This window comes from Blautia sp. AF14-40 (genome assembly GCF_003479665.1).
GTDB classification, from domain to species: domain Bacteria; phylum Bacillota; class Clostridia; order Lachnospirales; family Lachnospiraceae; genus Fusicatenibacter; species Fusicatenibacter saccharivorans.
On record NZ_QUHK01000004.1, the window covers coordinates 96,811 to 117,391 of the forward strand.

Annotated in this window: 18 protein-coding genes; 15 read left to right on the plus strand and 3 right to left on the minus strand. The window is 48.7% G+C overall.

What is annotated here, in order from left to right; genetic code table 11:
• Window positions 1-14 precede the first annotated feature (14 nt).
• The 7 genes from nagB to DWW13_RS04750 all read left to right on the plus strand — a co-directional run bounded on the left by nagB (window position 15) and on the right by DWW13_RS04750 (window position 7,682).
• The gene (gene nagB, locus DWW13_RS04720; protein ID WP_117761352.1) at window positions 15-755 is read left to right on the plus strand and encodes a glucosamine-6-phosphate deaminase; all 741 of its coding nucleotides are present in this window, start codon (window positions 15-17) and stop codon (window positions 753-755) included.
• 461 nt (window positions 756-1,216) lie between these two features.
• Entirely contained in the window at window positions 1,217-3,199 is a 1,983-nt protein-coding gene (gene metG, locus DWW13_RS04725) for a methionine--tRNA ligase (protein ID WP_117761350.1), read from the plus strand.
• A gap of 191 nt (window positions 3,200-3,390) precedes the next feature.
• Window positions 3,391-4,149, plus strand: coding sequence for a hypothetical protein (locus tag DWW13_RS04730; RefSeq protein WP_118719443.1), 759 nt, complete (start codon window positions 3,391-3,393; stop codon window positions 4,147-4,149).
• 208 nt (window positions 4,150-4,357) lie between these two features.
• A complete protein-coding gene (locus DWW13_RS04735) occupies window positions 4,358-5,035 on the plus strand; it encodes a DUF3990 domain-containing protein (protein ID WP_118719445.1) in 678 nt (225 codons plus the stop codon).
• Complete coding sequence (locus DWW13_RS04740; RefSeq protein WP_055220951.1) at window positions 5,016-5,663, plus strand: helix-turn-helix domain-containing protein; 648 nt, start codon at window positions 5,016-5,018, stop codon at window positions 5,661-5,663. The genes DWW13_RS04735 and DWW13_RS04740 overlap by 20 nt, the downstream gene beginning before the upstream one ends.
• Window positions 5,664-6,039: 376 nt before the next feature.
• The gene (locus tag DWW13_RS04745; RefSeq protein WP_118595546.1) at window positions 6,040-6,750 is read left to right on the plus strand and encodes a hypothetical protein; all 711 of its coding nucleotides are present in this window, start codon (window positions 6,040-6,042) and stop codon (window positions 6,748-6,750) included.
• Between the two features lie 323 nt (window positions 6,751-7,073).
• Entirely contained in the window at window positions 7,074-7,682 is a 609-nt protein-coding gene (locus DWW13_RS04750) for a hypothetical protein (protein ID WP_147326134.1), read from the plus strand.
• Between the two features lie 90 nt (window positions 7,683-7,772).
• Here DWW13_RS04750 and DWW13_RS04755 read toward each other — a convergent pair whose 3' ends face one another.
• Window positions 7,773-8,558, minus strand: a complete 786-nt coding sequence (locus tag DWW13_RS04755; protein WP_055220943.1) for a type III pantothenate kinase — start codon at window positions 8,556-8,558, stop codon at window positions 7,773-7,775.
• 166 nt (window positions 8,559-8,724) lie between these two features.
• Between DWW13_RS04755 and coaBC the strand changes: the two genes are divergently transcribed.
• The 3 genes from coaBC to DWW13_RS04770 all read left to right on the plus strand — a co-directional run bounded on the left by coaBC (window position 8,725) and on the right by DWW13_RS04770 (window position 12,984).
• On the plus strand, window positions 8,725-9,921 hold the full coding sequence (gene coaBC, locus DWW13_RS04760; RefSeq protein ID WP_118719447.1) for a bifunctional phosphopantothenoylcysteine decarboxylase/phosphopantothenate--cysteine ligase CoaBC: 1,197 nt from the start codon (window positions 8,725-8,727) through the stop codon (window positions 9,919-9,921).
• A gap of 203 nt (window positions 9,922-10,124) precedes the next feature.
• Window positions 10,125-10,895: a TatD family hydrolase gene (locus DWW13_RS04765; protein WP_022461123.1), complete on the plus strand. Its 771-nt coding sequence runs from the start codon at window positions 10,125-10,127 to the stop codon at window positions 10,893-10,895.
• Between the two features lie 85 nt (window positions 10,896-10,980).
• The gene (locus DWW13_RS04770; RefSeq protein WP_118719449.1) at window positions 10,981-12,984 is read left to right on the plus strand and encodes an NlpC/P60 family protein; all 2,004 of its coding nucleotides are present in this window, start codon (window positions 10,981-10,983) and stop codon (window positions 12,982-12,984) included.
• Here DWW13_RS04770 and DWW13_RS04775 read toward each other — a convergent pair.
• Both DWW13_RS04775 and DWW13_RS04780 read right to left on the minus strand, forming a co-directional pair.
• Window positions 12,966-13,814: an LD-carboxypeptidase gene (locus DWW13_RS04775; protein WP_118601731.1), complete on the minus strand. Its 849-nt coding sequence runs from the start codon at window positions 13,812-13,814 to the stop codon at window positions 12,966-12,968. The genes DWW13_RS04770 and DWW13_RS04775 overlap by 19 nt on opposite strands.
• A 132-nt stretch (window positions 13,815-13,946) precedes the next feature.
• Window positions 13,947-14,981 (minus strand): threonine aldolase family protein, encoded by a 1,035-nt coding sequence (locus tag DWW13_RS04780; protein ID WP_055225768.1) that lies wholly within the window; start codon window positions 14,979-14,981, stop codon window positions 13,947-13,949.
• Between the two features lie 93 nt (window positions 14,982-15,074).
• Between DWW13_RS04780 and DWW13_RS04785 the strand changes: the two genes are divergently transcribed.
• The 5 genes from DWW13_RS04785 (at window position 15,075) to DWW13_RS04805 (ending at window position 20,562) form a co-directional block, all read left to right on the plus strand.
• The gene (locus DWW13_RS04785; RefSeq protein ID WP_055220935.1) at window positions 15,075-15,278 is read left to right on the plus strand and encodes a hypothetical protein; all 204 of its coding nucleotides are present in this window, start codon (window positions 15,075-15,077) and stop codon (window positions 15,276-15,278) included.
• Between the two features lie 551 nt (window positions 15,279-15,829).
• Entirely contained in the window at window positions 15,830-16,411 is a 582-nt protein-coding gene (locus DWW13_RS04790) for a TetR/AcrR family transcriptional regulator (protein WP_022461597.1), read from the plus strand.
• Between the two features lie 25 nt (window positions 16,412-16,436).
• Window positions 16,437-17,798: an alpha-amylase family glycosyl hydrolase gene (locus tag DWW13_RS04795; RefSeq protein WP_118601732.1), complete on the plus strand. Its 1,362-nt coding sequence runs from the start codon at window positions 16,437-16,439 to the stop codon at window positions 17,796-17,798.
• A gap of 14 nt (window positions 17,799-17,812) precedes the next feature.
• On the plus strand, window positions 17,813-19,783 hold the full coding sequence (glgB, locus tag DWW13_RS04800; protein WP_118601733.1) for a 1,4-alpha-glucan branching protein GlgB: 1,971 nt from the start codon (window positions 17,813-17,815) through the stop codon (window positions 19,781-19,783).
• A 113-nt stretch (window positions 19,784-19,896) separates the two neighbouring features.
• On the plus strand, window positions 19,897-20,562 hold the full coding sequence (locus tag DWW13_RS04805; protein WP_055225761.1) for an MBL fold metallo-hydrolase: 666 nt from the start codon (window positions 19,897-19,899) through the stop codon (window positions 20,560-20,562).
• Window positions 20,563-20,581: the final 19 nt, after the last annotated feature.

A 20,581-nucleotide genomic window follows, 5' to 3' on the forward strand; every position in this document is an offset into this window, starting at 1 on the left:
TGGAGGAAAAACAAATGTTATTAATTGAAGCAAAAGATTACAATGATATGAGCAGAAAAGCAGCAAACATCATCTCCGCGCAGGTGATCATGAAACCGCACGCAGTGCTCGGCCTTGCAACCGGATCTACCCCGGTCGGCGCTTACAAACAGCTCGTTGAGTGGTACAACAAAGGCGACCTTGATTTCGCAAATGTCACCAGCGTAAACCTGGACGAGTACAAAGGACTCTCTCCGGAGAATGATCAGAGCTATCGTTACTTCATGAACACCAACCTGTTCAATCATGTCAACATCAACAAGGAGCGCACCTTCGTTCCGAACGGGCTGGAGCCGGACAGCGAAAAAGCATGCGCAGCTTACAACGAAATCATCCGCAGCGTCGGCGGCATTGACCTGCAGCTTCTTGGACTTGGAAACAACGGCCACATCGGATTCAACGAGCCGGGCGCAGCATTCGAGAAAGAGACACACTGCGTTGACCTGACCGAGAGCACTATTCAGGCAAATAAACGTTTCTTTGAAAAAGTAGAGGATGTTCCGACTCAGGCATACACCATGGGAATCAAGAACATCATGCAGGCGAGAAAAGTTCTGCTGATCGTCAGCGGCGAAGGAAAAGCAGAGATCCTCGACAAAGTTCTGTACGGACCGGTTACTCCGCAGGTTCCGGCTTCCATCCTGCAGCTTCACAACGATCTGACAGTTGTAGCAGATGAAGCAGCAATGTCTGTGATCAAAGCAAACCACAGATAATTGTTACGATGAATGAAAGGTCCGCCGAATGGGGAGAATATGAAAAATCCCCGTACGGCGGGCTTTTTTGCGGTTTACAAATCCATGTAAATGTGTTAGCATAAAACTAGTGCATAAAAACAAAACACAGTGACGAAGAGAGTACATCTGCATGTGCGAATTTACAGAGAACACCCCCGAAAACCATTCCGGTTTTGCAGGCTGAGAGGGGAGGAGGAGCGGCAGATCGAACATGGCTTCCGAGAGGCGCACCGAACCGTGAGAACAACAATCTGAAACGGTAAGGCTGCGACAGGTTCCGCCTGTTACAGCGGAGAGGTATAGCACATGTACCTGCAGAGGTTTCTGCCGTGAGGCAGGGACGAAAAGAAGTGGTATCACGGGTAAACAAACCTGTCTTCTTCCGACTACAAGAGAGCGGAATAAGGCAGTTTTTTTATTTGAAAGGAGAAATGAAAGCAATGGAAAAAATCAGACCGAAATATTATATCACCACGGCGATTGCCTATACATCCGGCAAGCCGCACATTGGAAACACCTACGAGATCGTACTCGCAGACAGCATCGCCCGCTTCAAACGTCAGCAGGGCTACGATGTATTCTTCCAGACCGGAACCGATGAGCATGGCCAGAAGATCGAGCTGAAAGCAGAAGAGGCAGGTATCACGCCAAAAGAATTCGTAGACAACGTATCCACCGAGATCAAGAGAATCTGGGATCTGATGAATACGTCCTACGACAAATTCATCCGTACCACCGACGCCGATCACGAGGCACAGGTACAGAAAATCTTCAAAAAACTGTACGATCAGGGAGATATCTACAAAGGATATTATGAAGGTCTTTACTGTACACCGTGTGAATCCTTCTTCACCGAGTCCCAGCTTGTAGACGGAAAATGCCCGGACTGCGGACGCCCGGTTACCCCGGCAAAAGAAGAGGCATATTTCTTCAAAATGAGCAAATATGCACCGAGACTGATCGATTATATCAACACCCATCCGGAGTTCATCCAGCCGGTTTCCAGAAAGAACGAGATGATGAACAACTTCCTTCTTCCGGGACTGCAGGATCTCTGTGTATCCAGAACCTCCTTCACCTGGGGAATCCCGGTATCCTTCGATCCGAAGCACGTTACCTACGTATGGCTGGACGCACTGACCAACTACATCACCGGAATCGGTTATGACTGTGACGGAAACAGCTCCGAGCAGTTCAACAAGCTGTGGCCGGCAGACCTGCATCTGATCGGAAAAGACATCATCCGTTTCCATACCATTTACTGGCCGATCTTCCTGATGGCACTCGATCTGCCGCTTCCGAAACAGGTATTTGGTCATCCGTGGCTGCTGCAGGGCGACGGCAAGATGAGTAAATCCAAAGGAAACGTGATCTACGCAGACGATCTGGTAGACCTGTTCGGCGTAGACGCTGTCCGCTACTTCGTTCTGCACGAGATGCCGTTTGAGAACGACGGTGTCATTACCTGGGAGCTGCTGGTTGAGCGTATGAATTCCGACCTGGCCAATACTCTTGGAAACCTGGTAAACCGTACCATCTCCATGAGCAACAAATACTTCGGCGGCGTTGTGACAAAGACCGGCGCAGCAGAAGAGGTGGATGATGATCTGAAAGCAGTCGTTACCGCAACAAAAGCAAAAGTTGCTGCAAAGATGGAAGAGCTGCGTGTGGCAGATGCGATGACCGAAATCTTTGGTCTGTTTAAACGCTGCAACAAATACATCGACGAGACGATGCCGTGGGCACTGGCAAAAGACGAGGCAAAGAAAGACCGTCTGGAAGAGGTTCTGTACAACCTGGTAGAGAGCATCACCATCGGCGCATGCCTGCTCGAGTCCTTCATGCCGGAGACTACTGAGAAGATCCTGGCTCAGCTGAACGCAGAGAAACGCAGCTACGAAGAGCTCGATCAGTTCGGACTGTACGTATCGGGCAATAAAGTAACCGATCAGCCGCAGATCCTGTTCCAGAGACTCGATGTCAAAGAGGTAATGGAAAAAGTAGAAGTGATCCAGGCAAAACAGAAAGCTGCTATGGCTGCTGCATCCCAGGAAGAGGAAAAAGAAGAGGAAGCAGTGATTGACCTTGAGCCGAAGGAAGAAATCACTTTCGAAGACTTCGGAAAAATGCAGTTCCAGGTAGGTGAAATCATCTCCTGCGAGCCAGTCAAGAAATCCAAAAAACTCCTCTGCTTCCAGGTCAAAGTAGGAAGCCAGGTAAGACAGATCGTCTCCGGAATCAAAGCATATTACAAACCGGAAGACACCATCGGAATGAAGGTTATGGTTCTCACCAACCTGAAACCGGCCAAACTGGCAGGAATGATGTCCGAAGGAATGCTGCTCTGTGCAGAAGACGCCGAAGGCAACGTATGCCTCATGACCCCGGAAAAAGCAATGCCGGCGGGTGCGGAGATCTGCTGATGGATTAAAAGAAAAATAGAGTAAATAGAGAAATCCCTTTCCATGCGTGATGTGTGGGGAGGGATTTTTTGCGTTTTAAAAAGTTAAGGAAAACGTCATATAAAGATTCTGAATCTTATGATAATATAATGATAAAGAGAGAATATTTGAACGGGTTTATCGAATATGACAACAGGAAGGAGGAGCGTTGTATGAGAAAAATGCGGACGTTATTTCTGGTTTTACTTTGCTGCGGACTGTCATTGTATGCGGGGGTATCTTATGTGAAGGCAGAGGAAAAGGTTCCTTCTGATTACGATGCTTATTTGCAGGAAACAGGGATGCCAGAGAATGAGATACAAAAGCTGGATGAGCATGTGAAGCAGTTTATCGTCGATGATTTAAAAAGCGGAGATGGAAAATTCGGGTATATGAAAATCAATGCAGAAGAACAGATGATGAATGGAAGTGCGGAAGATTTTACGGGAATTGAATTTTATGCATCAGCCTTCAAAAATGGTTCGGCGATTTATGTTTATCCAACCTATGGATTCACAGAGAACAAAAAGCCCTGTGGAAACGACAGCTTCTCGTTTTTACTAGGAGAGGCGATCAGACCGTATGAATTTGGCGGAACCTTATGGTACAAAGACAACACAATGAGCGACTGGGCAGTCAGTGGAAATCTTATTGCAAACAACCAACAGCTAAACGGCGCCAGCTACTCCGGAAGCCAGCTGGGAACACCGAGATCTGCGATGAAATTCATGGGAACCACATATTGCCATGCGTCGGTGGGGACGGGGGATGATAACAGAATTTTGATGGGGTATTCGTATCAGCCGAAGGAAGTAAGAGTTGAGTTATTCGGATGGAGGCTTTCGAGAAAACAAATAATTTTTGTGCTGGCGGGAGGAGTTGTTGTAGGAAGCGTATGGTGGAGAAAAAATAAGGGTAAGACGCAAAAATAGCCACCCCTGTCTGCAAACTAGGCGACCATTTTTGACATAATTAGTAAACAGGCTGACCGTCTGTCGGCAGCGCTCTTTTTCGACATCATAGCATCACGCTTTTGTAAAAATGTCAAAAGTTCTTTCAAACATATTTTCTGAATCCAAATTTTTCTATTTGTTGTTTTTATACGCCTTTAGGAGTATAATTTGAAGCAGAGGTGGTAAAATGAAAAAAACAGTTTATCATGGTTCGGATCATATTATTGAACGGCCGAAATATGGTTATGGAAAAATTTATAATGATTATGGTGTTGGATTTTACTGTACAGAAAACCAAAATATGGCCAAAGAATGGGGTGTCAGTGCGGATAAAAATGGTTACGCAAATAGATATGAGATTGAATGTGATGGATTGAAAGTTCTCGATTTGAATATGCGCGACTATACAATGCTCCATTGGCTTACGATTTTGTTGGAAAATCGAGAATTTGATGCATCCACACCGTTGGCGGCAGAAGCAAAAGAATATTTGCTACAAAATTTTCATCTTGATTATGAAAAGGCAGATATTATCATTGGATATCGTGCTGACGACAGCTATTTTTCTTTTGCAGCGGATTTTATTAATGGTGCAATTTCTTACCGTCAGTTGAGTAATGCAATGCGTCTGGGAAAACTGGGACAGCAGTTTGTTTTAAAAAGCAGAAGAGCATTTGAACGTTTGGAATTTACAGGGTATGAGATTGCAAGTGTGCAGGAATGGTATAAGAGGAAAGCATCCCGTGATCATATGGCGCGTCGGCAATATTTTGATTTGGAACGAAACCGCCGTCAGCGGGGTGATTTATATATCACCACAATTTTAGATGAGGAGATGAAACCAGATGATCCACGCTTACGATAAATTATATCTTTCTGTTGCACAAAAAAATCTTGCCTGCATGCTGGATTATATGGTCAATGATTTAAAACGGCCGTTGGAAACTGTATGGCAGTGGTTTTGTATGAGTAATACAGCGTCACGGTTTGAACGAGGTGACTGTTCTGTGGTAGCGGGAATGTCGGGAGTTGAAATTGCATATGAAGTATTACAGGAAGCAGGGGAACCAAAGCCGGAACAAGCCCCCTCTTATTCTTACGATCGCAGCCCTGAATATTGGACAGGCTGGGCGTTGGCCTATTATCAGTGGAGTACCAGTTTGTCTTTTGCGGAAATAAACCAGGCTATTCCTGTAACTGAAGTGCGAATGCTCTACACGCCATATCATGAAATGGATGTTCGTCAGTTTGTAGATAAAATGAATGAATTATATCGTGAAGCAAAACCGGAGACAAACTTGAAAGAATTGCGTACTTTTGCAAATCTAAGTCAGAGTGAACTGGCACAGCAGGCAGGTGTTTCGGTTCGGACCATTCAGCAGTATGAACAGCGAAGAAAGGATATTAACAAGGCGCAGACAGAGACCTTGTTGAAGATTGCGCGGGCATTAGTATGTACGGTAGAAGATCTGGTGGAGAAAGTTCCAACTTGATAAAATGAATAAAAAGTTTTTTGTTCAAAGTTTCAGAAAACGTCATAAACTTTTCCCCTACGCAAGGTTATATCTTCAGCCCCGGGAGGCCGCTGGGAGAGAGCTTAAGCAAAACTCGATTATCAGAACAAGCGAACTAATTGAAAATAGACGCTCCCCTTGTGTTATAGATACTAGGGGAGCGTTTTTAAATAGCGGTAGAGAATTTCTATAAGGGATGTTGTTGCTTTTTCTTTGATTTAAATCGAATGCATAAGAAAAATGTAAGAAAATTTTCACCAAACGTCATAGATTTTCAGAAGAATATATGGTAGTATAGGGCTAACAAAAAAAGTATGTGAAAAAAAATAACAAAGCGGAAAGGAGATGCAGGTGTATGAATAAAAAATTAGCAGGTATTTTTGCAATGTGTGCTCTGTTGCTGACTGGATGTCAGGGAGCGAAAGAGAGCAGCAAGGAAATTACGCCGCCGGATACCGGATGGGGGAAAACGGTGGATGAAGTGCTTGCCGACTGGAATCTGGATCGGGACCAGGTGGAAATTTTCTCCGAAACTAACAGTGCAGCCGCGATCGCAGTAGATACAGAAGCCACTGTTTTCGGCGAGCAAACTTCCAGAGTCATGTTTCAGTTTATCAACCTCGATCAGACCGGAGCGACGGGAAAACCAGTATTGTGCGAAGTAGACATCACCTACCCGGATGATGCCGATATGGATACCGTGAAAAAAGAGATGGAAAAATCCTACGGAAGTTCCAAAGACTCCATTACCCGCTATGAGCTGTACCAGTCGCTGGGCGACGATCAGCTCCCGGAATATACTTACAAAAAAGCAGATCAGCTTGCCGTCTGGTCCGGCGAGAGCCTGAAAGATGCGATTCCTTCCGATAAGAGCACCGAATACGAAACTGCCTGGGAAGCATACCAGCCTGGCCTTACTGCCGACAACTGGGAGAGCTACACTGAACAGACAAGCATGGCAACCGCCGTATGCGCATCCGGCGCAGAAGCATTTCCAATGTTTGAAAAAAACGGTGTCAGCCTCGAAGCTTATCCGGGACTGGTATATGAGCAGGTGAAAAAGTAATATGAAATGTAACTATTCAGAGCCATGCGAAATGAAAGAAAATCGTGAATCATGCTTGCATGAATGAACGGTTTTCTGGAATTTCATATGGCGAGAAGCAACATCGAGATGCAGCGCAAGCGGAATCGAGATGGGGTTCTGAATAGTTACTATGAAATAAGAAAGTCATAAACTCCCGGCAGTGCTGGGAGTTTTTCCGTGCATAGGGAGAGGGAAAAGAGTGTGTCCCGGAAAAATTCATGATATACTGAAAAGAGAAAATTCAACTTTTGGAAGGTTCCCGGAATGTCTGTTTTGGAAGAGAGGTGATTTCCTTGAAACGTATGAAAAAGAGAAAAATCACTGTGTTAGCTGGAGTGATCCTTTGCGTGATTGCAGGATGTCTGGTAAAAAGAATGACGGCGGTGTATACACAGAAAGAAAATCCCATTGGTCCTGAGCGGGGTACGACAGATGTTTTCCTGACGGCAGCAGATTTCATCTCAGAAAAATCGGATCAGGAACTGCTGCAGGAAATCGAAACCTTTGATACGGACAAAGCCGAGATGATTTATCTTTATATCCCGGAAGACACCGGAGCCGGAATGTCCTTTGCGATCACGCGCGAGGATCATCCGGAGGAGATGGACGAAATTCTCTCGACCATTTACGGAGAAAAAATTTCCTGCCAGAAGCCAAAACAGGTATTCAACATGACAGAGAGGATTTTGTATGATTATAACTGGTATGTTCTGATCTACGATCATGAGATGAATCAGATGGCGCTTGTATTTCTGTATTCCGATGATGTGATTGTATACAATGGTCATGTACTTCAGACAACAGAAACGTATGATGAAAGCATTCGCCCGTGTATTTTAAAACTGAAAGAGGAGAATCAGGAAAAACTGAAAAGCGGAGAGGCAACACAAAGAAGGGTTGCGATTCCATAGAAAAATAGAGAAAAGCGTGCCTGGAGAACAGACACGCTTTTTAACGTCATGCAGAATGAAAAAGTCTGATGAATATTTGGAAGTACGATTTTAATTTGCACAATTCCGCTCACACAGGAACGCCAGCCCTTTCAGCAGAAGGTTCGGGTCATAGATATGAGGATGTAAAACGAGCGGTTCGACGAAGCGTGCCGCGCCGCCGGTGAGGATGAGGGTGGCGGGGGAGCCGAGTTCGGCTTCGATGCGCTGGACCATTCCGTCGAGCATCGCGGCCATGCCGACGATGGTGCCGGAGAGAATGCATTCTTCGGTGTTTCTGCCAATGATGCGTTTCGGGATCTGGAGGTCGAGCCGCGGGAGCTGGGCGGTCCGCTCGGAGAGGGCGCCAAGTCCCATATCGAGTCCCGGTGCGATGGCGCCGCCGCAGAAGACGCTGTTTTCCCGGATGACATTGAAGGTCGTCGCTGTTCCAAGATCCACGGTGATGACCGGCAGCGGATAATGTGCGGCGGCCCAGGCTGCATCAACGAGGCGGTCGCGGCCTACTTTTTCCGGTTCCGGGATGGAAAATGTCATGCCGAGATCACTTTCGGATGTGACGAGCAGCGGTTCTGTGCCGAACAGATTACGGACACATTCCTGCAGAAGCGTCAGAACCGACGGAACAACGCTGGAAATGATGACGCCCCGAAAGTCGGACGGGGAAAGATTCTTGTCTTCAAAAAGCTGCTCGATCGCAGATTCATACTGGCTGGCAGACCAGGTGTGGTTGATGTCAATCCGGGCTGTGAATTCGAGGGAATACGCTTGCTGCGGTGCGGTCCGGACGCCGCCGAGCGTAACGGTTGTGTTCCCGATATCAATGGCTAAAATCATAAAAATACCTCGCGATTATTTTAAAAGTAGAGCTCTTTTGTCCTTTTATTATAAAGCCTTTTTGCATCAATGGCAAACAGGATTGGTTGTAATCTGTTTTTCTGTCTGCTATACTTAAAACTATCATAGGAAAAAAGTTGCTTCGAGGCAGCAGAACGGAGTTACAATGGAAAATCTTGACGGAAAATGTGTTGTACTTGGTGTGACAGGTGGAATTGCCGCCTATAAAATGGCAAATGTGGCGAGCGGTCTTCGGAAAGCCGGAGCAGACGTGCATGTCATCATGACCGAAAACGCGACGCAGTTCATCACCCCGCTGACGTTCGAGACGCTGACCAACAACCGCTGCGTGGTCGATACGTTTGCGCGTGATTTTAAATATGAGGTGACGCATATTTCGCTGGCAAAAGCGGCGGATCTGATTATGATTGCCCCGGCTACCGCCAATGTGATTGCAAAAATGGCACACGGCATTGCAGATGATATGCTGACAACGGTGGTGCTCGCAGCGAAGTGCAAAAAGCTGGTCGCTCCGGCGATGAATACGGCGATGCTGGAAAATCCGATTACGCAGGATAATCTGGCGACGCTGAAAAAATACGGTTTCGGCATCATCGAGCCGACCGTGGGAATGCTGGCGTGCAAGGACGTCGGAAAAGGAAAACTGCCGGACCCGGAGGTGCTGCTCGATTATATCGCGATGGAGCTTGCCCGCGAAAAGACGCTCGCTGGTGTGCGTGTCACCGTGACTGCAGGCCCGACGCAGGAATCCCTCGATCCGGTGCGGTATCTGACGAACCATAGCAGCGGCCGCATGGGATACGCGATTGCGCGGGAGGCGATGCTCCGCGGCGCGCAGGTAACGCTGATTTCCGGCCCGGTTTCATTAGCCCCGGTTCCAGGCGTTGTGATGCGACCGGTGACGACGGCGAAGGACATGCTGGAGGCGGTGCGGGAGACATTGCCGGAGACGGATATTCTGATTAAGGCGGCCGCGGTTGCTGATTACCGGCCTGTGACGGTGGCGGATCAGAAAATCAAAAAGAAGGACGGTGACATGAGCATTCCGCTGGAGCGCACCGACGATATTCTGGGATGGGTGGAAAAGAACCGTCATCCGGGGTTGTTTGTGTGCGGCTTCTCGATGGAAACCGAGAACATGGTGGAAAACTCGCGTGCAAAGCTGGAGAAGAAGCATCTGGACATGATCGCGGCAAACAATTTGAAGACAGAGGGTGCCGGCTTCGGTGTGGCGACGAATGTGGTGACGCTGATCACGAAGGACGGCATCAAGGAGCTTCCGCTCATGGGAAAAGACGAAGTGGCGGGCTGCCTGCTGGATGAGATTGCGGCGCGGCGGTGATCATGTTGAAGTGTGACTTTTTTTCGTTTCCTGGTTGACGCGGGAAAAATGAATGCGTTATAATAAGCACAGGCGCAGCGGCGCACTTTACTTTTACGAAAACAACGAACGATAGGATGGATAAACGTGGAAACGGAAACAGGGGAAGGCTATGCAGAGCTTTCTTCCGTTTCTGTTTCGTTTTTTTAAGGAGAAATTCGGATATGATATTTGAAACACATGCACATTATGACGATGAGAAATTTGATGAAGACCGCGCAGAGCTGCTTTCCTCGATGCAGGAAAACGGGATCGGGCGTATCATCAATGTCTCGGCAAATCTGGAATCACTGGAAAATACAAGAAAACTGATGGAAGCGTATCCGTTCATCTACGGCGCGTTCGGCCTTCACCCGGATGAGGTGGGCGATCTGAACGAGGACGTGATGGCGCGGATGCGGGAACTCTGCCGCATGGAAAAGGCGGTCGCGGTCGGTGAGATTGGCCTTGACTATTACTGGGACAAGGAGAATCATGAGAAGCAGGAATACTGGTTCCGCCGTCAGATTGCGCTTGCTCGGGAAGAAAAACTTCCGATGATTATTCACAGCAGGGAGGCGGCGGCCGATACGCTCCGCGTCATGAAAGAAGAAAAATCGGAGGAGATCGGCGGCGTCATTCATTGTTTTTCCTACTCTGTGGAGATGGCAGAGGAATACCTGAAAATGGGATTTTATCTTGGCATTGGCGGCGTGGTGACGTTCAAAAATGCAAAGAAGATCAAAGAAGTGGTTCAGATGGCTCCGATGGAGCGCATTCTGCTGGAAACAGACAGTCCGTATCTGGCACCGGTTCCGTACCGGGGAAAACGAAATTCATCTCTGTATCTGCCGTACGTTGTGCAGGAGATCGCAGAACTCAAGGGAATTTCGGAAGAAGAAGTCATTGAGACGACAGAAAAAAATGCGGTCAGACTGTTTCGAGCAGAGGAATAGGAAGCGATACCAGAGGTGTTTCTTCTGTTTTATTTGTTCGGATCAATTCCGTCTGGCCGGACAAATTGAATAGGAGAAAGCGAAAATGGTTGATAAAACAATGATGGGCGACAAATGCGCCGAGCTGGTGCGCGCCGCGATGATCGGTGCGCTCGCAGTGACACTGGGAAACCCGACAGCCGTTTATGCAGCAGAAGAGGAAACGGCCGATCCGGGACAGATTGGAATTGAGATTGCAGGGGAAGCAGCCGTTGGGGCTGCTTCTTTTTGCGTGGAGGAAGATGCGGCGGAGGAGGCACCTGCGGAAGCGGAAGAGGTGACAGAACCGGAAGGTACGCAGAATGATGAGATGGAAGAGGAAAGTGGATCCGAGGGAAAAGAAGATGAGACAGTCCCGGAGGAACCGGAACCGCAGGAGCCTGACGGCGGAGAGAATGCAGGAATGACGGAACCGGGAAAAACGGGCGAGACAGAACCAGAGGGGCCGGAAAATGCAGAACCGGGAGAGGCAGGCGAGACAGAGCCAGAGGAGCCGGAAAATCCAGAACCGGGAGATCAGGGAGACATGCCGGAAACACCGGGAAACAGTGAAATGGATGGACCGTGGCCGGGCGAAGGGGAAGATATTTCCAACGATCCATGGCCGGGGCAGGAAGAAATCGGCGGCGGAGATGGGGAGCAGATGGAACCGCCGGAGGAAGAAAACGGATCTGCAGGAAGTGATGATGCAACTGGTGGGGACAAGACGGCAGAAGTCTCTTCGGATTCTGACTTATCACAGTCTGCGGAACCGCCAGCCGCCGAGGCTGAACCCGTCTTTTCGGCAGAGCAGGAAGCTGAGCGCACGCGGGAAAGCTACAGTGAGTGGCAGGCGGCAGAAGCTGAAAAAGTCACGATTTCCCGTATGCCGTGGCTGTTTCATACGGTTGAAAAAACATATGCTATCGCCGATGTGAATTCCTGGCTTCACGTCCGCGAAGGAAAAGGCACAAATCAGAAAATCGTCGGAATCCTGCCGAAGGGAAGCCTCTGTTATATTTTAGCGGATGCGGATTCTGACTGGGTTTATGTGGAATCCGGCGATGTCCGTGGATTTGTCTGCGCGCGGTATCTCCTGCGCGGAGAAGAGGCTGAAAAAGAGGTAAACCGTTGGCAGGAGGAAAGTTTTCCCATGGCGGAAATGTGGGTGAAGCCATGGAATAATAAGGCGTACACCTATACATATGCAACGACGAGAACACTTCTTTCTTCTGACGAAGCGCGCGGCGAGGTCCTGCAGTACGCGAAAAAATTCCTGGGAAATCCGTACGTCTGGGGCGGGACGAGTCTTACAAACGGCTGCGACTGTTCCGGCTTTGCCCAGCAGATTTTTGCTAATTTCGGGTATACCCTTCCGAGAACCTCACGCCAGCAGGCGAAAGCTGGAACACGCATTCCGGTGCAGGAGGCAAAGCCTGGTGATCTGCTGTTTTACCAGCGGGAGAGCGGGTTTATTTACCATGTCATGATTTATCTCGGTGATGGAAAAGTAATCCACGCTGGAAGCGAGGCGACGGGGATTCTGATTTCAGATTTTAACTATGAGAAATCGACAGAATTTGCTGTGCGGGTGATTTCGGAGGAAATACGTGAGAGCAAAGTAGAAACGGGAGATGTGGATAATGGGAGAAAAGAAGGAAACTCTGTGGATAACCAGACAACAGAAAACGGGAATGGTGGAAAACAGAAGGCGGGAGCAGAAAATGTGCAGAATACAAGTGCAGAAAACAGTACCGCAGGTGATCGGTTGGAAAGCGCTTCGGGAAAATATCTCGGCAATTTTAAACTGACCGCTTACTGCAACTGCGCCGTTTGCTGTGGCCGCTGGGCGGGCGGCCCGACCGCATCCGGAAAAATGCCGGTGCAGGGCCGGACCATTGCAACCGGCGTTCTGCCGTTTGGAACGAAGCTGAATATCGGCGGAAAAATTTACACGGTCGAGGACCGCGGCACGCCGTACGGCCACATTGATATCTATATGGAACGCCATGCAGACGCAGAGGAGTTCGGCGTGCGCTACGCGGATGTATATCAGTCAGAAGAAATCTGATAAAATTTGCCGATCACGGCGGCATGTGCATCCGTGCCGTGGCCGATATACGGAGTCCTTGCAATCGGGAGATCCGGTCCGGCCGCCTGGCGGACAAGCTGCGGCATATCCGGCGTCAGCTGGTCGCGTTCCATCTGGGAAAATGTTCCGAGGAGAATACCATTGATCTGTTCAAAGGCATGCATCATTTTCAGCTGGGACAGAAACGTAACCATCTGCGGAACGCCGCCGCCCATGGCTTCGAGGAGCAGGATTTTTCCGCGGAAATCCGGCTGAAAATCCGTTCCGGCGAGCTTCAGAAAACAGCGGATATTTCCGCCGATCATCACACCTTCCATGTGATCGCCCTGCAGAAATGTGCAAGGGAGGTCGAAGAGGCTGGGAGACTGCCCGGAAAAAGCGTTTTGGAACAGAGTGATCTGTTCGGCGCTGTGGTCGTACAGCAGATTTCGAACCTGATACAGCATCGACTCATTTCCAGTCGCAGTCGTGACAGCATTGACAATCGTTGTGAGATCACTGTATCCCCAGAAGCGCTTGCCGGAGGCGGCGATGACAGAAAAATCCAGATACGGCAGAACTTCATTCGCCATATCGCCGCCGGAAACATCAAAAATATCCGTGATTTCTGGGTCACAGTAAAGGTTCATCAATGCATCCGCCCGCTCCGCGCCCGTGCCGGAAAAGCCGGAACCGTTGTCGAAGAGGCAGGGGCTTAAAACAGGATCGAAGCCCAGCTTCCGCAGAATCTGACAGAGACGCGCCAGATCGGCGGAAAAGGAAGGATGCATGGGGTTGGAGCAGGCGGTAATACCAATTTTATGAGACATAAAGATTCCTTTCTCGGAGTAAAACAAGGAAAAATCTGCATTTTCGTGGCACACCGGTACAGCTTTTTCTTTGAATTTGCAAAGCAGATTTAGAGATCGCCGGTGTTTGCAGAATGCCGTTTTGGACAAAAATTATAAAGCTTTGAGGTCATCAATCAGTGTCTGCACTTCCTCTTCCGTCGTTGCCCAGCTGGTGCAGAACCGCGCAATATTTCCGCCGTCCGCGGATTTCCCCATTGGCTCGAAAATATAGCGTTTTTCCAGAGTTTCCTTCTGCGCATCGGTGAGAATCACAAACTGCTGATTCGTAAAACTCTCCACCCAGAATGGAATCCCCTGCGCCGCAAATGCTTTGCGGAGTTTCATGGCAAGTTCATCGGCGCGGCGTGTCGCAGTGAAATAAAGATCATGCCCCAGCAGGCAGTGGAACTGCAGTCCGAGCAGCCATCCCTTTGCGAGGACAGCGCCGTTCTGTTTCATGTAGGCTTTGAACCGCTTTTTCAGCGAGTCAGCTGTAAGCACAACGGCCTCACCAAACAGCGCACCGCATTTCGTTCCGCCGAAATAGAAAACATCTGTGAGAGCAGCGAGATCCTCGAGAGAAACATCATTCTTCTCTGATCCAAGCCCGTATCCAAGCCGTGCCCCGTCCACAAACAGATACATATCATACTTCCGGCAGACCTCGTGAATCTTCGTCAGCTCCTGCAGCGAATACAGCGTTCCCTGCTCAGTCGGAAATGAAAGATATACCATCTTCGGCTCCGTCAGATACTCCGGCTCACCGCCTTCATAATAAGCCGCCGCACACGCCGCAATCTGTTCCGCCGAAATTTTACCATCCGTATTCGGCAGCTCCAGAATCTTATGCCCGGTATTTTCAATCGAAGCCGCCTCATGGCAGTTAATATGTCCGGTATCCGCCGCAATCACACTCTGCACCGGCGAAAGCGCTGCCGCCGTCACAATAAAATTCGCCTGCGTCGCCCCCGGAAAAAAATGAACCGCCGCATCCGCACAATGAATCTTCTCCCGAATCAGCTCCGCAGCCTTCTCACACCATTCATCCTCCCCATATCCACCATAACTGTTCCCATTAATAGCCCCCAGCGCCTCCAGAATCTCCGGGTGCGCACCGTGATTGTAGTCATTATTAAATCGTATCATCAGTTTATGTTCTCCTTAATTTGAATTTGAAAAATGCTGTTTCCATTATACGGCATCTGAAGGAAAACAGCAATTGGAGAACAAAAAGAGAAAATGCAAAAAAATGCAGAAGGAGGATTATCTGCATCGTACAATATTGGAGCAAGATATTTTATCCGTGAAATTTTAAAACCCTTACCGGCAACGGAAAGGTCTTTGCTGGAGGCAAAAGTTCCTGCAGTAAAGAGTAGAACCTCATGTGTTTATGCGGATTTGAGAGACTTAATTTCAGAAATGGAACTGCGAAAAGCAGCATAAACACAGGCGGATATACCGTGGACTACCTGTTATGTGGAGACCTGCCGTATCCGGCATGGAAGAAGCGCGTATCCGCGCAAGATCTAAGAAACAGGCGTATCCGCCGATATTTTGTCTGCCGCCTAAAGCGGTCTGAAGCACGTGACTTTAGTCATGTGAGGTTCAGTTCGTATAAAAACAGTATCGGAAAATAAGAAAAGAACCGACAGAGAAATCTGAGAACTAAACTAAAGATTTCCCCGCCGGTTCTTTTTCTATGCATCTATTTTCATCCATTATATATTTCGCATTGACTTTTTATATACCGATTGGTATAATGATAACAGAAACACACATAAGAAACCTGCAAAATCCAACAAAATTCGTCAAAATTGCCAAAAACTCACGCAATTCGACCATCACACACAAAAGCAGACTTCTTAAATACAAAATCAACAAAAGCATTTTAAACCAAAACAAATGCCAACTCACACGTAACAAACAACCACCCAAACACACCGCGGCCAGGCGAACTCCAGAGAGCGTCCCTTCCGCAACAAAGAGGATTCAAAATGGACAATCGTCAGCTAATCATGAACTCAGCTCTGACCCTCTTCTACGAAAGCGGGTACGACGCCGTCGGTGTTCAGCAGATCGTAGACTCCGCCGGAGTATCCAAACCAACCCTGTACTATTACTTCGGCAGCAAACAAGGCCTCCTCGAAGCCCTGCTAAACGAGCACTTTCAGCCCATGGAACAAAAACTCATCGAAGCCTCCGAAACCGGGAAAAACATCCCCGAAAAACTGTACCGCATCGCGCGTGCCTTCTTCAACGGAGCCTCCGAAGACCCGAAATTCCATATGCTGATGATGGCACTGTTCTATTCCGGAAGAAAAAGCGAAGGCTTCCGCACCGTATACCCCATGATTGACCGGTTCTATCACCTGTGCGTCGACGTCTTCGACAACGCCAGCGCCGAACTCGGCAACATGAACGGCCGTCAGGAACAATTCGCCGTAGGCTTCTCCGGAATCCTGATGCACTACCTGATGATGACAGCAGGAGATCAATCCGATCTTTCCAACCTCGTCGTCCGGGACGAAGAAGTCTACCGTCTGGTACACCAGTTCATGTATGGAATTTACTCATAACCCAAAAACAAGGAGGACAAACAAAATGGCACCATGGTATGAAGAGGCAGAATTTTATCACATCTATCCGATCGGACTGACCGGCGCGCCGAGAAAAAATGAATCGGAAGAAACCGTACACCGCTTTTCCACACTGGAACAGTGGCTTCCGCACATCGCAGATCTCGGTTGTACCGCAATCTATATCGGCCCCTTGTTTGAATCAACCACACATGGATACGACACAAAAGATTACAAACAGGTAGACCGCCGCTTAGGCGACAACGCGGACTTTGCCGCATACGTAAAAAAAGCCCACGAACTCGGCATCAAAGTCGTCGTAGACGGTGTCTTCAACCACACCGGCCGCGAATTCTTTGCCTTCCGCGACATTCAGGAAAAAAGAGAACAGTCCCCGTACTGCGGATGGTACAAAGGAATCTGGTTCGGCGGAAACACCTGCTATAACGACGGATTCTCCTACGAAGCATGGAGAAACTGCTTCGAACTCGTCAACCTGAATCTCCAGAACCAGCAGGTCCGCGACTATCTCCTTGATGTCATCGACTTCTGGATCGACGAATTCGACATCGACGGCATCCGTCTCGACTGCGCCGACTGCCTGGATTTCGGCTTCATGGAGCAGATGCGCGCACGCACATCCGCCAAAAAACAGGACTTCTGGCTGATGGGCGAAGTCATCCACGGCGACTATGCGCGCTACATCGGAGACGGCCAGCATCTGCTGCACAGTGTCACAAACTACGAGCTTCACAAAGGACTTTATTCGGGACATAACGATCATAACTACTTCGAAATTGCACATACGATCCGCCGCGAATTTGACGAAAACGGCGGCATTTACAAAGGAAAGAAACTGTACAGCTTCGTTGACAATCACGACGTAGACCGTCTGGCCAGCAAGCTGAACGTAAAAGAAAACATGATTCCAATTTATGCGCTGCTGTACTTCCTGCCGGGCATCCCGTCCATCTATTACGGATCGGAATTCGGCATCGAGGGAAGAAAAGAAGGCGGAAACGACGATCCGCTGCGTCCGGCGCTGAATCTGGAAGAACTGGAGAAAAATCCGCCGGCAGAAAAACTTCCGGCATGGATCAAAACATTATCAGACGTCAGAAAAAAACATCCTGCAGCACGAACGGGAAGATACCGCGAACTCATGCTGACCAACCGCCAGTATGCCTTTGCGCGCCTGGATGAGACAGACGCTCTGATCACAGCAGTAAATAATGATGAAAACCAGAGTGCGGGAGTCTGGATTCCTGCATCTTGCGACGGAACATGGAAAAACGCGGTAACCGGAGAAGCCATTTCTCCGGAAAATGGAAAACTTTTTGTTGAAGTACCTCCGTGCGGCTGTGTTCTGATTGAAAAAGAAGCATAAAGGGGATTTTTTCTATGAAGGAAACTGCGAAAACAACGGCAAAAACAACAGCGAAAACCAGAAAAGCGCCAAAAAAACCGGCGGGCTATCAGCCAAGATTTTCTGAACTGGATCAGTACTTATTTGGCCAGGCAACCCATTACGATATTTTCCGGAAAATGGGTGCGCACCTGGACAAAAAAGACGGCAAAGTAGGAGCCTGGTTCACCGTATGGGCTCCGCATGCGGCGGAAGTATCTGTCATCGGCGAATTCAACGGCTGGGATGCCCATGCCAATGTGATGCGGAAAGTCGGCGAGGACGGCGTTTATGAAGTGTTCGTTCCGGGCGTGACCGAGGGAATGATGTATAAATATTACATCCGCACACCGGACGGAAGAGAACTGTACAAAGCAGATCCATACGCATTTGCATCCGAAAAACGGCCGGGTACCGCGTCAAAAGTAGCGGAAATCGAAGGCTACCGCTGGGGTGACAGCGAATGGCTGACGAACCGCAAAAAATTTGACGTTCAGAAATCCGCGCTCTCCATCTACGAAGTGCACCCGGGCTCCTGGATGAAACATCCGTGGTCCGAATCCAACCCGGACGGATTTTACAATTACGTTCAGTTCGCACATTCGCTTGCCGATTACGTAAAAAAAATGGGCTATACCCACGTAGAGCTGATGGGAATTGCAGAGCATCCGTTTGACGGTTCCTGGGGCTATCAGGTAACGGGCTATTACGCACCGACCTCCCGCTACGGAACACCGAAAGAGTTTAAATATCTTGTTGATTATCTGCATAAAAATAAAATCGGTGTTATTCTGGACTGGGTACCGGCACACTTCCCGAAAGATGCGCACGGCCTTGTTGATTTTGATGGTCAGCCGCTGTATGAGTACGCCGACCCGAGAAAGGGCGAGCACCCGGAGTGGGGAACGAAGATCTTTGATTACGGCAAAAATGAAGTGAAAAACTTTATGCTGGCAAATGCGCTTTATTGGGTAGAAGAGTACCACGTAGACGGTCTCCGTGTCGATGCTGTTGCTTCGATGCTGTATCTCGACTACGGAAAAGAGCCGGGCCAGTGGGTGCCGAACAAGAACGGCGGAAATGAAAATCTCGAAGCCGTCGAGTTCTTCAAACACCTGAATACCCTGGTGCGCGGACGAAACAAAGGTGTCATCATGATTGCCGAGGAGTCCACAACGTGGCCGAAGGTAACGGGAAGCGTAGAGGACGGCGGCCTGCATTTCTCCTACAAATGGAACATGGGATGGATGCATGACTTCCTCGATTACATGAAGCTCGATCCATACTTCCGCAAATACAACCATAACAAGATGACCTTCGGCATGACCTATGCATTTTCCGAGAACTACATTCTGGTGCTCTCGCACGATGAGGTTGTCCACTTGAAATGCTCGATGATCAATAAAATGCCGGGCGATCTGGAGGAAAAATTCCAGAACCTGATGGTAGGCTATGCTTTCATGTTCGGGCACCCGGGCAAAAAACTTCTGTTCATGGGACAGGATTTCGGACAGCTCCGCGAGTGGAGCGAGGAACGCGAGATCGACTGGTTCCTGCTGGCAGATGAGGGGCATCAGCATCTGCAGACCTTCTTTAGTGACCTGCTGAAAATGTACCGCAAGTACCCGGCACTCTACGCGAACGACTGCGGCTACGAAGGCTTCCAGTGGATCAATGCCAACGACGGCGACCGCAGCATTTACAGCTTCGTCCGCTGGTCACCGACAGGAAAAAACAACCTGTTGTTCGTCTGCAATTTCACACCGGTCGAGCGTCCGGATTATATGTGTGGCGTACCGCGCAAAAAACAGTACCGCCTGATACTCGACAGCTCCGATATGAAATACGGCGGCCCGACCGAAAAACGCCAGGTAGCCTACCGTGCCAAAGAGGGAGAATGCGATGGCCAGCCATATCGGATTGCATATGCACTTCCGGCGTATGGTGTGGCGGTGTTCAGCTTCTAAAATAAGATAGCTACTAATTTTCATTAATATCATGACCGGCAGAGAACGAAAGAGATTTCTTAAATCTGTCGGTCATTGTGTTTTGTGTTCGAAGGAAAAGAGGTGTTGATTTGATGAAAGAAGAAAGAAAAGAGCCGATACAGATTCCGCACATCCAGACAATCAACGATCACATTTCCTATCTTACACCGACAGAACATCCACTTTCGGCAAATGTTGTGATCATCGAGGGTGATGCATTTTTCTGGGTATATGACGTGGGAAATCATCCTGCGGTTTCAGAAATTCTGCAGAAAAAGTCAGAACAGACAGGAAAAGAAATTCGGGTGATTTTATCCCATTTTCATCCCGACCATATCGGGAATCTGTCGGAGATTTCGTGCGAAGCGGTTTACCAGGGGAAAAATACGTTTCGTTATACAAAAACAGGAACTGTGATAGAAGAAGATACGTGGTTTCAGGACGGTGACGTGTGGTTACATTTATTTCCGATTCCATCGAGTCATGCCAAAGGATCGCTTGCATTGGAAGTGGATGAGACGTGGTGCTTTCTCGGGGATGCGGCATATGCGACGCAGAAAAACGGACAGACCGTTTATAATGCCGAGCGCCTGCTGGCAGAAATCCGAGTTCTGAAAAACGTGCGTGCGCCGCATTTTTTCCTAAGTCACAGCGAACCGTTTCAGCAGAACAAAGAGGATGTGCTGGAATGGATGGAAGCGATTTATGAGAAACGGAAACGAGATGAATCATATATAAAAACACCCCAGCGCTTATGACAGGGAGTCCTTCGAGGCT